This is a genomic window from Bacteroidota bacterium (assembly GCA_016722565.1).
Classification (GTDB): domain Bacteria; phylum Bacteroidota; class Bacteroidia; order 2-12-FULL-35-15; family 2-12-FULL-35-15; genus 2-12-FULL-35-15.
On record JADKIU010000004.1, the window covers coordinates 181977 to 197374 of the forward strand.

At 38.7% G+C, this 15398-nt stretch carries 8 protein-coding genes; 5 read left to right on the forward strand and 3 right to left on the reverse strand.

The genetic code is table 11. The features are described 5' to 3' along the window. Positions 1–31: 31 nt before the first annotated feature. The 3 genes from IPP64_13850 to IPP64_13860 all read right to left on the reverse strand — a co-directional run bounded on the left by IPP64_13850 (position 32) and on the right by IPP64_13860 (position 9689). Positions 32–2380, reverse strand: coding sequence for an SBBP repeat-containing protein (locus tag IPP64_13850; GenBank protein ID MBL0330470.1), 2349 nt, complete (start codon positions 2378–2380; stop codon positions 32–34). A 77-nt stretch (positions 2381–2457) separates the two neighbouring features. Beyond that, positions 2458–7791, reverse strand: coding sequence for a choice-of-anchor L domain-containing protein (locus IPP64_13855; GenBank protein MBL0330471.1), 5334 nt, complete (start codon positions 7789–7791; stop codon positions 2458–2460). Positions 7792–7934: 143 nt separating this feature from the next. Further along, positions 7935–9689, reverse strand: coding sequence for a DNA polymerase III subunit gamma/tau (locus tag IPP64_13860; protein MBL0330472.1), 1755 nt, complete (start codon positions 9687–9689; stop codon positions 7935–7937). Between the two features lie 367 nt (positions 9690–10056). On the opposite strand from IPP64_13860, the gene IPP64_13865 reads away from it, so the two are divergent. From IPP64_13865 to IPP64_13885, 5 genes are all read left to right on the forward strand, one after another. Beyond that, positions 10057–10398, forward strand: a complete 342-nt coding sequence (locus IPP64_13865; protein ID MBL0330473.1) for a 30S ribosomal protein S6 — start codon at positions 10057–10059, stop codon at positions 10396–10398. Between the two features lie 27 nt (positions 10399–10425). Continuing rightward, entirely contained in the window at positions 10426–10692 is a 267-nt protein-coding gene (locus IPP64_13870; GenBank protein ID MBL0330474.1) for a 30S ribosomal protein S18, read from the forward strand. Positions 10693–10702: 10 nt separating this feature from the next. Continuing rightward, positions 10703–11149 (forward strand): 50S ribosomal protein L9, encoded by a 447-nt coding sequence (locus IPP64_13875; GenBank protein ID MBL0330475.1) that lies wholly within the window; start codon positions 10703–10705, stop codon positions 11147–11149. An 87-nt stretch (positions 11150–11236) separates the two neighbouring features. Then, complete coding sequence (locus IPP64_13880) at positions 11237–11572, forward strand: nucleotide pyrophosphohydrolase (GenBank protein MBL0330476.1); 336 nt, start codon at positions 11237–11239, stop codon at positions 11570–11572. 63 nt (positions 11573–11635) lie between these two features. After that, positions 11636–15397, forward strand: coding sequence for a DUF3857 domain-containing protein (locus tag IPP64_13885; GenBank protein MBL0330477.1), 3762 nt, complete (start codon positions 11636–11638; stop codon positions 15395–15397). Position 15398: the final 1 nt, after the last annotated feature.

Genomic DNA, 15398 nt, shown 5'->3' on the forward strand with positions numbered 1-15398 from the left:
TTAACAAAACATAAATAGAATCATCGGAATGTTAATTCAATTTTATGAGCTTGTAAGTGCTTGAACTTGAGTTGGAAGTTAGTTGAATCGTGTAAATTCCGTTTAGAAGATTTTCTAATGAAGAAAGTTCAATTTGCCCGGTGCTTTCATAATTCAGCTGTTTTAATTGCTGTCCTTGGCTATTAAATAGCTGCACAGAATATTTCCCCACAGGAATTCCGAGGATAATTACTTTGTCATTGGACGGATTGGGATATAAATAACTATTGTTATTAATATTCGAATTTTCAATTGTTGTTATAATTGAAACCGTATCAATTTGCCAAACAAATGCATCTACATCTCCACTTTTTATTGTTTGAAAAACACCTGAAGTGACAGGAAAGTCTGTACTGTAAGTATTTCCGGAAACAACAATTTTCTGTTGCATTACTTCGCAAATGTTGTAAGCGTAATCGGCACTTGCTCCACCATTCAAATTCGATAATTCAACAAAACCTGTCGAGTCAAGTGTCATATAAACAATATCAGAAATGCCATTATTGATGGTGTCGAATTGGTTGCCAATCATTGGAAAGTCCGTGGAGTTGGTCTCTCCTACGATGGTTAATTTTTGATTGGTGTTGACGATGATTCCTCTTCCGGTATCCCAAGCTGCTCCTCCTGCATAGGTTAACCATCTTAGGTTTCCGGAAGGAGAGAAGCTGCCGATTGATAAATCTCTTACTCCATTCATTGTTGATTGAAACGCTCCTGCACTTATTGGGAAATCACTACTCGCACTATACCCGGTAAAATAAATGTTGTTTGCTTTGTCACATGCTAAAGCATAAATGTCTTCATTGCCAACACCTCCTAAATAGGTTGACCAAATTTTTACTCCTGAGCTATTAAATTTTGTAACAAAAGCATCGCTCCCACCCATCAAAAAATTTTGATAAGAGGTTGCTTCAACTGGAAAATTGCTGCTATATGTGTCGCCTGCTACAATTACGTTTCCAAGTGTGTCAAATTTTATTGCATGTGCATCTTCGCTATTCATTCCACCCAAAAATGTGCTCCAAACTCTGTTTCCTGTCGTATCGAACTTGGAAACAAAACAGTCCAATGCGCCTCCAAATAGTGATTGCCAGGCTCCCGGAGATGTAGGGAAGTCGTTACTGCTTGTGAAACCACCCAGTGCAATGTTTCCTTGCTTGTCCATATCCATGCTTACCGCAAAATCACCACCGGTTCCTCCGGCAAAAGTACCCCAAAGAAAATTTCCATTCGTATCAAATTGCGTGATAAAGGCATCTACAGATCCAGAAAAAGATGAACTGAAAACTCCACTAGCACTGATAAATAAATCGGAGCTGTAGGTATAACCTGATAATGTTGGTTTCCCAGTAGGAGTTACTTTTAATCGATAACCGAAATCGTTTTGACTGCCTCCATAATACGTTGCCCATAATCGCTGTCCGTTTGCATCAAACTTGAAGATGTAAGCATCATAGTTGGCATTTAAATTTATTTGGAATGCACCGGCACTACTCGGAAAATCAACACTTTGTGTATATCCTGAAATGTAAACATTGCCGAAGCTATCACCATCTAATCCATAACATTCATCAACATCTGCACCTCCTGCAAATGAAATCCAAGGGTCAATCACAATAGATTGACAATTTAAAGGAACAGCAGTGGAATAAGAAATAGTATTATCCTGAATGGTAATGTTGCAAACTTGTTCTCTGCGAACTACTTTATTGTTTTTTTGAACGTCTGCATAAACGGATGGGAATTGTTCTTTTATTTCTCCAAGCGGTGTTTCAATAGATAGCAGTTGTTTTTTTTTTGTTTCGTCAAGTATTTTTTTTGCAGTTACTCCGAGTAGTTTAAATGAAAATGTAACTTCATTTGTTTTTGGATTTTCAAAAACGATGTCATATTTTAAACCCTTTTCAGGATGGTTATAAAAAACCATAGACACGCCTTTTGATTTGTTCGTATAAGTTATTTTTTCAAATTGATTTGCTGTGTAACATTTGCCGCGTGTGTAAAATGTTAGTTTTTCTGAAGCGGTTTGCCCTGCTTCTATATTGAAATTTTCTGCGTTTTCAAATTGGTAGTCGTATCTAAAAACGTTTGTTTTATTCTCAATTAAAAATGTATTAAATAATTTTTTTTCTGTTGTTTGGTATAAAACAAATGCAATGCGATCTTTTAAGAAATAAGCGGTTCCTCCATTGATTGCGGTATAAAATAAAATCTTTTGTGAGTCAAATTCTTCCTGTGTGATTTGTCCTTTGTTTTCAATAATGCTAGACGCATTCACATTTTTTAAATATGAAAATAGAAATAGAAGAAGGAAGATTTTTTTTAAAATAAGTCGAATCATTTTTCTGTTGTTAGACTAAAAATAATAAAAAATCCGCTCCGAATTTTCGAAGCGGATTTTTAGTAGTCGTTTTTATTTTATTTTACAATGGTTACTGTACCAATGTAGCTGTGTTTTTTATCAAACACATCAATTAATTTTACTTTCCAAACGTACACATCTTGTTGTGCTACATCTTTCCCATGATTTGCTCTTCCATCCCATCCTTTATCTAATTCATCTGCAAAGAAAATCATATTGCCCCAACGGTCGTAGATATATAGTTCGTATTTCTTAATTCCAATGCCTGTTCCAAAGAAGGTGTCATTGATTCCATCATCATTTGGTGAAAATGCATTCGGAATAAAGAAGGTGAATTCTGGATCAATAACGATACACTGTTGTGTATTGTCGGTACATCCATTTACACTTGTAACGGTTAAAGTTACGCAATAGGTTCCAGCTTGACTATAGCTATGTGTAGGGTCTTGCAACGTACTGCTGCTATCTGCAGGCAATGAGAATGGATCACCAAAATTCCAATTCCAAGATGTTGCATTTGTTGAATTGTCGGTGAATGGAACTGTTGGATTAATAACACTGCTCGACAATGGTGCAGTAAAACTAGCAACCGGATTTGGATAAACAGTAATGTAGTTTACGATGCTATCGGTAGCTGTACAACCCAGTGTAGTTGTTGTTGATAATGTAACAGTATAATTACCCGGATTCGCATAGCAGTTGGTTGGTGCAGCAGCAGTGCTGGTGTTTCCATCACCAAAGTTCCAGTTCCAAGAAGCAACGGTTCCACCGGTTGTGTTATCAGCAAATGTGACACATAACGGAGCACATCCGGAAGTTACCGGAGCGCTGAATGCAACCACCGGTGCAGGTAATACGGTAACAGTAACGGTAGCAGTAACGGTAGGTGAACATCCGTCACTCGCAGTAACTGTATATGTCGTAGTTACCGCAGGTGAAACCGTAAGTGGTGTTCCAGCACCTGCAGGTGCCCATGTATAAGTATATGGTCCGCCAGTTCCTAGTGAAGCCAATGCCGAAATGCTGGTAGATGCTCCCGGACAAATAGATGCAGTGCCGCTGGCAACCACAGCTAGTGGAGGATTTACGGTAACTGTAACGGTAACCGGTGCAGCCGGACAACCATTTACATCGGTTGCATTTACAGTATAGGTTGTAGTTGTTGCCGGTGTAACCACTACAGAAGGAGTCGTTCCCGTTCCAGCCGGTGACCAAGTATAATTATATGCTCCACCATTTCCACCGGAAGCGGAAGCTGTAATAGTTGTGCTTCCACCTGTACAAACACCAGCAGGTGCAATCGGTGCAATCACCACCAATGTAGGTTCTGTAATGGTAGCGGTAACTGTAGCTGTACAACTATTTGCATCCGTAATGGTACAAGTATAAGTACCTGCACATAATCCGGTAGCAGTAGCCGTAGTTTGAACAGGAACGGTGTTCCATGAATAAGAATATCCAGCGCCCACAGTTCCACCGGCACCAGTAGCTGTAGCTGTTCCATCACAAACAGCATTACAAGTAGCAGGTGTAGCAACAGCAGTAGCTGTTAGCAAAGTAGGTTCAACAACGGTAGCTGTTCCTGAAGAGGTACAACCCCACGAATCGGTAACGGTAACGGTATAGGTTCCAATACATAACGGACTGCAAGAAGCGGCCGCACATCCGGAAGACCATGCATAATTATATGCAGGTGTTCCACCAGAAGGAATCACAATGGTTTGTCCGTTACATGCACCATTACAAGTCACGTCAATACCAGCAATGGCAAGTGTAATTTGAGGATCAGCAAATACGGTAACAGTACTTGTTCCAGTACATCCGCTGGCATCGGTTACTAACACCGAATAGGTAGTGGTAGTAGCAGGTGAAGCGGTAGGAGTCGCGGTGGTAGCACCAACAAGTGATGCAGCCGGAGTCCAGTTGTAAGTAAATCCAGCACCGGTTGGTGTAACACCTAAAACAGTGCTAGCACCAAAACAAATGGTATCATTTAATCCGGCATTAACAGTTAAACCCGGGTTTACGGTAACAGTAGCAACAGCAGTTGATGAACAACCCAATGAAGTACCGGTAACGGTATAGGATGTAGTAGCAGCAGGAGTAACATTAATTGGATTGGTAGTAGCACCAGTGGACCAAGCATAGGTAGTAGCACCAGCAGCAGTTAATGTTGCAGTACCTGCAGGACAAATACTGGTAGAGTTTACAGTAGTTACCGGAATAGGGTTAACGGTAACGGTAGCAACAGTAGTAGATGTACAACCCAATGAAGTACCAGTAACGGTATAAGTAGTTGTAGTAGCAGGTGTAACAGTAATCGGGTTGGTTGTAGCACCAGTAGACCAAGCATACGAAGTAGCACCGGCAGCGGTTAAAGTAGCCACATCACCAGCACAAATAGTTGGTGAGTTAACGGTAGTAACAGGTAATGGATTTACAGTTACGGTTGCAATGGCTGTACCCGTACATCCTGCAGATGTGCCGGTTACTGTGTATGTTGTGGTGGTTGCCGGTGTTGCATCAGCAGTATTTACTCCTGTTGATGTTGCGCCTGCAGTCCAAGTATAAGTTGTTCCACCGGTAGCAGTTAAATTTGCAATTTGTCCCGCACAAATAGTTGGTGAGTTTACAGACACAACTAAAGCCGATGCAACGGTAACGGTTGCAACAGCAGTTGATGAACATCCCAAAGATGTTCCAGTAACAGTATAAGTTGTTGTTGAAGCAGGTGTTGCGGTTGCAGTATTTACTCCTGTTGATGTTGCGCCAGCGCTCCAAGTATATGTTGTAGCTCCACCGGCAGTTAAGGTAGCGGTAGAAGCAGGGCAAATTGTTGGAGAATTTACGGTAGTAACCGGAATAGGATTTACAGTAACTGTTGCAATAGCAGTTGACGAACAGCCTAAAGATGTTCCAGTAACCGTATAGGTTGTTGTGGTAGCTGGTGTAACTGTAATTGGATTTGTTGTAGCACCGGTGGACCATGAATACGTTGTAGCCCCAGCCCCTGTTAATGTAGCAGTTGCACCAGCACAAATGGTCGGTGAGTTTACTATTGTAACAGGGATTGGATTAACAGTTACTGTTGCAACGGCTGTTCCTGTACATCCACCGGATGTAGCAGTAACGGTATAACTCGTTGTTGTTGCAGGTGTAACGCTTAGTGGATTTGCTGTTGAGCCGGTATTCCATAAATACGTTGTTCCACCTGTTGCTGTTAATGTAGCCGTTTGTCCTGCACAAATGGTTGCAGAGTTAACGGTTGGAGTAATTGAACCACCAATAGTAACAGTTGCAATAGCTGTTGATGTACAACCTGCAGTTGTACCTGTAACGGTATAACTTGTGGTTGTTGCGGGTGTAACACTTAATGGATTTGCAGTTGAGCCTGTACTCCATAAATATGAAGTAGCACCACCTGCAGTTAAAGTAGCCGTTTGTCCAGGACAAATGGTTGGTGAATTTACAGTTGTTACAGGCAGTGGGTTCACCGTTACTGTTGCAATAGCCGTTGAAGAACAGCCTAATGAAGTTCCTGTAACGGTGTAAGAAGTTGTTGTACCAGGTGTAACCGTAATTGGATTTGTAGTGGCGCCTGTTGACCAAGCATATGTTGTGGCACCTGCTGCAGTCAATGTTGCAGTAGCACCTGCACAAATGGTTGGAGAGTTAACGGTTGTAACCGGAATTGGGTTTACCGTAACAGTGGCAACAGCAGTGCTTGTACAGCCTCCAACAGCAGTTCCTGTAACGGTATATGAAGTTGTAGTTGCAGGTGTAACAGTAATAGGGTTAGTGGTTGCACCAGTAGACCAGGCATACGTAGACGCTCCTGCACCCGTTAATGTGGCGGTTGCTCCAGCACAAATGGTTGGTGAATTAACCGTTGTTGTTGGTAGTGGATTTACAGTAATGGTGTAGGTACTTGTTGGTCCGGTACATCCCGCTAAGCTAGGGGTTATGGTGATTGTTGATGTAATTGGAGCTCCTGTTGCATTGGTTGCAGTAAAAGCAGGTGTGCTGGTTGCTCCGCTAGCTCCAAGTCCTATTGCGGTATTCGAGTTCGTCCAGGTAAATGTTGCACCAGCAGGTGTGCTTGCAAAAGTATTTGCAGCGACAGCAGCTCCTGCGCAATACGTTTGGTTGGCCTCTGCAGTAACCGTTGGTAATGGGTTAACTGTAACAGTGCTGACAGCCGTGGTAGTACATCCGCCAAGGGTGTAGGAAACAGTATAGGTTGTAGTTGATGCCGGTGTAACGTTTATTGCAGCCGTAGACGCCCCACCTGGAGCCCAAGAATATGTTCCACCTCCGGTAACAGGAGTTGCTGTTAATGTTGTGGTGGCACCTGCACAAATGGCTGGAGAATTCACGCTAACAGCACTACCAGCAGCTCCACCAATAGTGATTGTGCTTACTAAGTTTGGAGTACAAGCATATGCATCTGATACGGTGCATGTATAGGTTACACCGGCTGTTAATCCGGTTACACTTGCTGTTCCTGCGCCACCGCCAACTGCGGGAGTCCAAGTATAGGTGAATGGAGGAAATCCGTTAACAACAGTTGCTGTAGCGGTTCCATTGTTTACACCACAAGAAGCAGGAGTAGAAGCTAATGTTAAGGTCGGTACGTTTACACATTGCAAGAAATCAACAAATACACCGGAATCGTAGGAACAATCTCCGGCATCTGCGATGGCCAGCTTGAAATGATAGGTGGCGCAAGGGGTCAGATTCACATTGGAGGTTATTTGTGTGGTTAATCCATCGTACTGAATCGTTGTTCCACCCGTATTGTTGACGTAATAGGCGGCATTCGTTGTGGCATTGATGTTATCGATACTTGCCGGGATTCCGCCTGGAATTACTGCAACGTTTTGGTTGGTGTAAGAACCGCCCAAAGGGTTTGGTCCAGTAATAAAAAATCCAAATGCATCGTTAAATCCGGAGCTCACAAATTCAGGATACTCTTCCGAACCGAATACAAATCGGATGGTGAGCTGGTTACATTGCGGAATGATATCAAATTCAAGAATACAAACATCTTCATTTGCTTGCGGATCAAGAGTTGTAAGTTGAGGGTCGCTGAAAGATGTTCCGTAGCAACCGGTAAAACTTGTGCTATTGTTGGGACCAACGGCACCGGTAGCGGTTCCTGTCGTCAATAAAATTCCATTCGCCATACCTATACTAGAAGCTGCTCCACCAGTAAATGTTCCGTAGGCAGCAGTATTACAGTTGATGGTTGCTCCGCTAATCGTTAATCCTGAGCCAACAAATCCTGCCAAAATAGAAGCAGGCGTACCTCCTGGAGTAACAGTTATTTGTGCATTTGAAGTGATACTAACTACACAAAGAATCGTGAGAAAGAAAATTATTTTTTTCATGCTATAATTTAGTTTAGAGAGCGGAGATGAATTATAAGTTGGGCTTATAATTAATTCCATTAATTATAGGATGCACACTAAAAAGAAAAGGTTGCACTAGGAAATGGTTATCTATTAACAATTTGCAATAGAATTGTGGATATCTAAAATTCGATGTCGAGGTCGAATTTCTGACGGAAGGCAAGAATTGCCGGGTTCTTTTCGGATAGCCGCTTGTAACGATCGGTAGCAGTATACAGATTCGTTTTGTCCTCTATAGAGCTCATAACTAATTGAAGCTGAATAGAATAGTTGTTTAGTTCCTTGCGTAAGTAGCCTAAAAAATTAATTTTATCTTCATTGATGGATTCTTCTATCGCTTTATTATTGATTGAAAATTCAATAATGAAGTTTTCTTTTAAAACCGGTTTTTTATTTAAAAGGCTGGTAGATAGATTGGTTTTTCCTTTTTCTTTTAATCCGTTGGCATATTTCTCCCACGTTTCTTCCAATTGTTGTTGGTTGAAATTACTTTTTGGTTGAGAAGAATTAATTTGCTCCAATTGCTCCGGAGTGCTTTTTTCATTTTTTTTATCCGAATTCAAATGTTGATTGATAGAAGGAGTAATCGATTTAATGATTGGCTTCTTTACAATAGTTGCAGCTTCAGCTACTGGAGCTGCTTTTTGAATGGGGATGGAAGACGGGATGCTTTCTCCTTTTGGTTTTTCAACAGGAGCCGTGGCAGTTGCTTGCGGACGATTTTGTTTGGTAGCGGACTTACTTATGAGGAGTATGTCATTTTTTTTTTCAGCCTCAATTCCAATTGAATTGAGCGAACAAAGCTGCATTAGCGCTAGCTCCACCTGGAGTCGATGATTTTTACTCGACTTATAATTGATATCGGTCTTATTTAGGATTGTTAATCCTTTTACCAACAATGGTAAGGAGCATTTTGCTGATTGCTCTTTGTATTTTTCACGAATGTTTGTTCCAACCTCCAAAAGTTGTAACGTTTCCGGATCTTTTCCAACCAAGAGGTTTCTGAAGTGATCACCCATTCCTGCAACAAAATTATGACCATCAAATCCATTGTTTAAGATGTCGTTGAAAATCAATAATGCGGAAGAAATATTTTCAGTTAAAATAGCATCCGTTACTTTAAAATAATAATCGTAATCTAAAATATTTAAGTTGTCGATTACAGCTTTGTAGGTAACATTCGTTCCTGCGAAACTGACAATCTGATCAAAGATAGAACAAGCGTCACGCAAGGCACCATCGGCTTTTTGAGCGATGATGTGTAATGCATCTTTTTCAGCGGTAATGTTTTCGTTGCCGGCAATGTAAGCCAAATGATTGGCAATGTCTTCGATTTGTATTCTGTTGAAATCAAAAATTTGGCAACGGGATAATATCGTAGGAATGATTTTATGCTTTTCTGTTGTCGCTAAAATAAAAATAGCATGTTTGGGTGGTTCTTCCAGTGTTTTCAAAAAGGCATTGAAAGCCGCCGAAGAGAGCATGTGAACCTCATCGATGATGTATACTTTGTGAGTTCCTAATTGGGGTGCAAAACGTACTTGATCAACTAAATTTCTGATGTCGTCCACAGAATTGTTAGAAGCAGCATCCAATTCAAAAACATTCAGAGATGCACCACTATTAAAGGATTCGCAGGATTCACATTTGTCGCACGCTTCAATTTCTGAAGTGCGGTTCGTACAATTAATTGTCTTTGCTAAAATACGAGCACACGTTGTTTTACCAACGCCACGTGGACCGCAGAACAAAAACGCATGTGCTAAATGTTCCGTTTTGATAGCATTTTTTAATGTATTGGTAATATGCGCTTGTCCAACAACCGTATTAAACGTTGCCGGGCGATACTTACGAGCCGATACAATAAAATTTTCCATAATTGATAGGACAAAACTAAGTATTAAAATGAGATTTTTGTAAAATGTGCAAAAGTCGATTTTTGGTTGATAAATAGTTAGGTAACTAAGTGACTAGGTAACTAAGTAACTAGGTGCAGTGATAGGGCGATAATGTGATAGGGGAGATTTATGATGGAATAGGTTAAGCATTCATCCCGACTGAAATTCCTCGTAGTCACCCAGTTACCTCCTCACGTAGTCGCCCCTATTAAGCTTTAACCAGCTGAAAATCATTAAAATGAGGAAAAATTTCCTGTAGGACGTGCACCCATGCAGTATTTTTACTATATTTGCGTCCCTTTTAGAAAAAAGGTGAATAATTATTAACCAATTAAATTACAAAACAATGCTAAAACATTATGAAACCGTCTTCATTATGACTCCCGTTTTGTCTGATGAACAGGCAAAGGAGACGGTAAGTAAGTACAAAAAGTTACTTACAGACAATGGCTGCAAGATTGTAAACGAAGATGCCTGGGGCCTTCGCAAATTGCAGTATCCAATCCAAAAGAAAACAACTGGTTTTTACCACTTGTTTGAATTTCAAGCACCTGCTGCATTTATCGCAGATTTAGAAGTTGCTTACAAACGTGATGAGCGTTTGTTGCGTTTCTTAACTGTTGCGTTAGACAAGCATGCTGTGGCTTACAGTGTTAAACGTAGAAACAAAGCGAAAGTAGTCGCTTAATTCATTCACTAAAAAAATTCAAACAAAATGGCAGACAATTCAGAAATCAGATATCTTGCACCTCCCACAGTGGATGTGAAGAAAAAGAAATACTGTCGCTTCAAAAAAAGCGGTATTAAGTATATCGATTACAAAGACCCTCAATTCTTATTGAAATTCATCAATGAACAAGGTAAAATTTTACCTCGTAGATTAACGGGTACATCAGTTAAATATCAACGTAAAGTTTCTAAAGCAGTTAAGCGTGCTCGTCACTTAGCTTTATTGCCTTATGTTGCTGATATGTTAAAATAAGATTTAAGACATGGAAGTAATTTTAAAGCAAGACGTTAAAAACCTTGGATACAAGGATGACGTTGTAAATGTAAAACCTGGTTACGGAAGAAATTTCTTAATTCCGAAAAACCTTGCAGAAATGGCGACTGTATCATCTAAAAAGATGTTGACAGAAACAGTAAAACAACGCGCTTTCAAAGAACAAAAAGTGAAAGCTGCTGCGGAAGCTACTGTTGCTAAATTAAAAGATTTAGTTGTAAAAGTTGGTGCTAAGGTAGGTGAGTCCGGAAAAATTTTCGGTTCAGTTACAACTGTACAAGTTGCTGATGCAATGAAAAAATTAGGATACGATGTGGATCGTAAAAATATTACAATGAACGAAGATGCTATCAAAACGGTAGGTACTTATTCTGCGAATATTCGTTTCCACAAAGAAGTTGTTGGAACAGTTACTTTTGAAGTTGTTCCTGAATAAACTAACTTCTCAATAATTAAAAAAGGCAATTCAATTTTTGAATTGCCTTTTTTATTCTTACAACATTAAAGAACAACCAATAAACCAATGAATCAATTAACCATTCAAGCAGCACAAAAAAAAGTAGACGATTGGATTCAACTCCATGGCGTACGCTATTTTTCGGAATTAACCAATATGGCTATTCTTACCGAAGAAGTAGGTGAAGTGGCACGCATTATTGCCCGTGAATACGGTGAACAATCATTCAAGAAAAAAGACAAAGGAAAAGAATTGTCGGATGAACTTGCAGACGTTTTGTTTGTTGTTATTTGTTTAGCAAACCAAACAGGTGTGGATTTAACAAAAGCACTTGAAAAAAACTTAGAAAAGAAAACAAAACGTGATAAAACCCGTCATAAAAAAAATAAAAAATTAAAATAAAAAAGACATTTCGGTGTTTTAATCCATTACACTTAATCAAATTCATCCTTACTACTCCGCTGTATGAAAAACATTAAATCAATCCTCTTTTTTCTACTATTCTCCATTTCTTTTCAATCAATTTTAAAAGCGAACGATAATCTCAAGAAGGGGTGGGAAGCTTTTATTTCGAACAAACGTACGGAAGCAATTGGCTTTTTTAAAGCAGCTACAACAGATCCACTTTCAAAGGCGGAAGCAAGTTTGGCCTTGTCTATTATCTCGAGAGGAAACGGAAATACATCTGATGCTTTTAAATATTATTTTGATTTTTATAAAACTTCTGAAAATTCCTATCCTTACGCATTTGCCTTGTGGACGAGCATTAGTGTAAATGGCGGATACAACAAAAAAAACAAAGAACAAGTTGCTTATTTGAAAGCGGTTGCAAATGACCCCAAAGCCAATTCATCTATGCAGTCGATGGCCAACTCCATGTTGGGCTATCATTTTCAACGGAGCAATGATTTTAAAAATGGAAAACTATATTTTGATAAGATAAACGTTGTTCAATTTTGTCAGGCTGTCGGACAATTTGAAAATGTATCTGGAAGTGGATTTCATAAAGATTTTGGCGTATTAGAAAACCCAAGTGCTTCTGCTGTTTTTAAAAATAAGGTTGGAGCCGATGTGAAATGGTTTAACGTCAAAAATATTCGCAATGATAAATGGTTTGATTTCTCTTATTGTTTTAATAGTGATGATGCTGTTTGTTATGCACAAGCATTTGTAAACAGTCCAATTGACCAAGAAGTGATTCTTCGTGCCGGTGCATCCGGTGCAATAAAAATATGGTTGAACGATAAAAATGTATGCTCAATTATTGAAGAACAAAGTACGGATATCGATGTGTATGGCTATAAAGTAAAATTGAACAAAGGATATAATCGAATTTTAGTTCAAACTGGTAAAAGTGAATTGTCACGCGCCAATTTTATTGTTAGATTATTTGATTTAAATGAAAATAATTTAAATAATCTTACTTATGCAACAGAAGCCCAATCCTATACAAAGGAAGTCGCATATGAAGTGAAAGAAATTTCTTTTTTCGCAGACACCTTTTTTAAAGAGAAACTTAAAACAGATCCTAATAATTTTCTTTCATTGTTAATGTTGGGTGAAATTTATTTGCGTAACGATAAAGCATACGAAGCGCGCAAAGCATTTAATCAGGCTGCCGTCATTGCCCCTTCTTGTACCTACTTGAAAGAACGATTAATCGAATGTTATTCAAGAGATGAAAATACTACGTTGTTGACAAAAGCGGTAGAAAGTATTAAGAGTAATGATCCCGACAGTTATTATGCAATCCGTGAGTTTTATAGCGATGCGGTGGATAAAGAAGATTACGATGAAGCAGAAAGAATATTGGAAAAAATGATTGCACTTTATGGCGAAAGTATCGTTACGGACGCCTTAAAGTTGGATATTGTTGTGAAGCGTAAGAAGTATGATAACATTGTTACTATTGGTAAAGAGCTTTACTCAAAATATCCCGATAACTGGGAAATTGTAAACTTAAAATACACGATTGAAATAAGTGTCAACAAAGATTATGATAAGGCAAATGATATTCTTGTTAAATATTTGAAAACAAATAATAATGAAGCAGCATCCAACACATTAGCAAGTAACTATTTTAAAAAAGGTGCCATTCAAAAAGGTTTTGATATCTATTTAAAACGAACGCAAGATTATCCTTATGCTACCGGTTATTATGAGAGTGTTTCTGATTTATACTTCTCTCAACAAGATTATGCAACAGCAGAAAAATGGATGAAAATAGTTTTAGAGTATTGCCCTTATTATGGTGAATATTGGAATCAGTTAGGGAAAATTTACGAAGCCATGAATAAAACTGAAGATGCAAAAATGGCCTTTGCTAAATGCATTTATTATTCACCAACAAATTATGAAGCACATCGTTTGCTTCGTAAAATGCAAAATAAAAAGGATTTGTTTGATTATTTTCCAACATCAGATGCAGAAGCATTGTTTGCTAAATCGCCTTCAGCAAAAGAGTTTCCGGAAGATAACAGTATGATTCTACTAAACGATATGCAACGCATTGTTTATCCGGAAGGTGCAACGGAACAAAAAACCGAAATTATGATTAAGATTTTTAATCAGGCTGGTATTGATGCTTGGAAAGAATATTCAATTGGGTATAACGAATACACGCAACGTTTAATTATTGAAAAAGCAGAAGTATTTAAAGTGGATGGCAATAAAGTAAAAGCGGAGACAAACGGAAATCAAATGGTATTCACGTCCTTGGAAATTGGGGACGCCATTCACATGACCTATCGAATTGAAGAATATGTATACGGGCAATTGGCCGCACACTTTACCGACCGATTTAATATGAATTATAGTTTGCCAGTTGGACTTTGTAAATACAGTCTGATTGTGCCTGAAGATAAAAAATTCAATTATAAAGTAATAAATAGTGATTTGCAACCGGTTGTTTCTGCTCCGGAAGCAGGATATAAACTGTTGATGTTTGAGAAAACAAATTTGCCGGGGTTAAAGAACGAATCCTATATGCCTACATTAGATGATGTTGGAATGGTTATCGATATTTCATCTATTCCGGATTGGAAATTTATTAGTAATTGGTATGCCGATTTAGCAAATACAAAAGCTAAATCAGATTATGAAATAAAAGAAGCGGTTGCTGAAGTGTTTAAGGATAAGCCGAAAGATTTAACTCAATTGCAAAAGGCAAAATTGATTTATGAGTATATCGAAAAAAATGTAAGTTATAGTAGCGTTTCGTTTTTGCAAGGAGCATTTATTCCTCAAAAAGCATCTCGTACACTCAACACCAAGTTAGGGGATTGTAAAGATGTATCAACACTTTTTGTGGCCATGTGCCGAGAAGTAGGTGTAACGGCAAATCTGGTATTGGTTAGTACACGTGAAAATGGAGATAATTATTTAGTACAGCCAAGTGTTGGATTCAATCATTGTATCGCACATTTGATTGCGGATAATAAATCGTATTACATTGAATTAACCGATAACAAACTGCCTTTTTCAACATTGAGTACTTCCTTGTTGAATACCCCCATTCTAAATATTCCGAACGAATCAACAACGGTGATTGGCGAATTGGAGCGTTTAAAAACAGAAAATAGAATTCCGAATAACATTATGCGTAAAATGAATCTTTCATTTAATAATAATGATTTGCTGGCTTCACGAACAACCACTTGCACAGGAGTGTATACGTCAGGCACGCGCTATGATTATGCGGAGTTAGGAAAAGAAGAACAATTGAAATTGATGGCGCAAGCGGTTAGTGCGGATTTTACAACACCGGTGAAATTAACCGAATTAACATTTAGCGACCTATCTACACTAAAAGATACGATTAGTTATTCGCTTTCATTTACCGTGAGCAATGCAATGACGGATGTTGCAGGAATGAAGATTGTGAAGTTACCCTGGTCAGAAGCGCATTCGAGTTTAGATTTCTTATCGTTGGAAAAACGAACATTCCCTTTTAATGTGTATTCATTTACATCGTTGGAATATGCGATAGAAGAAATGACGATTGATATTCCAAAAGGAAAAGTATTGGTTGAATTGCCCAAAGCTGTGGTGATTAACAATGCATTGTTGTCTTATAGTTTGACGTTCAAGATGTCCGGTACAAAAATTCTGGCTACTCGCACAATGAAATACAATAAAGAGATTGTTAGTCCGGAAGAATATCTTGCGTTCAAAGATGCATTCACAAAAATTTCAGAAGCGGATGCAAAGCAGATTGCGTTTAAGTAGG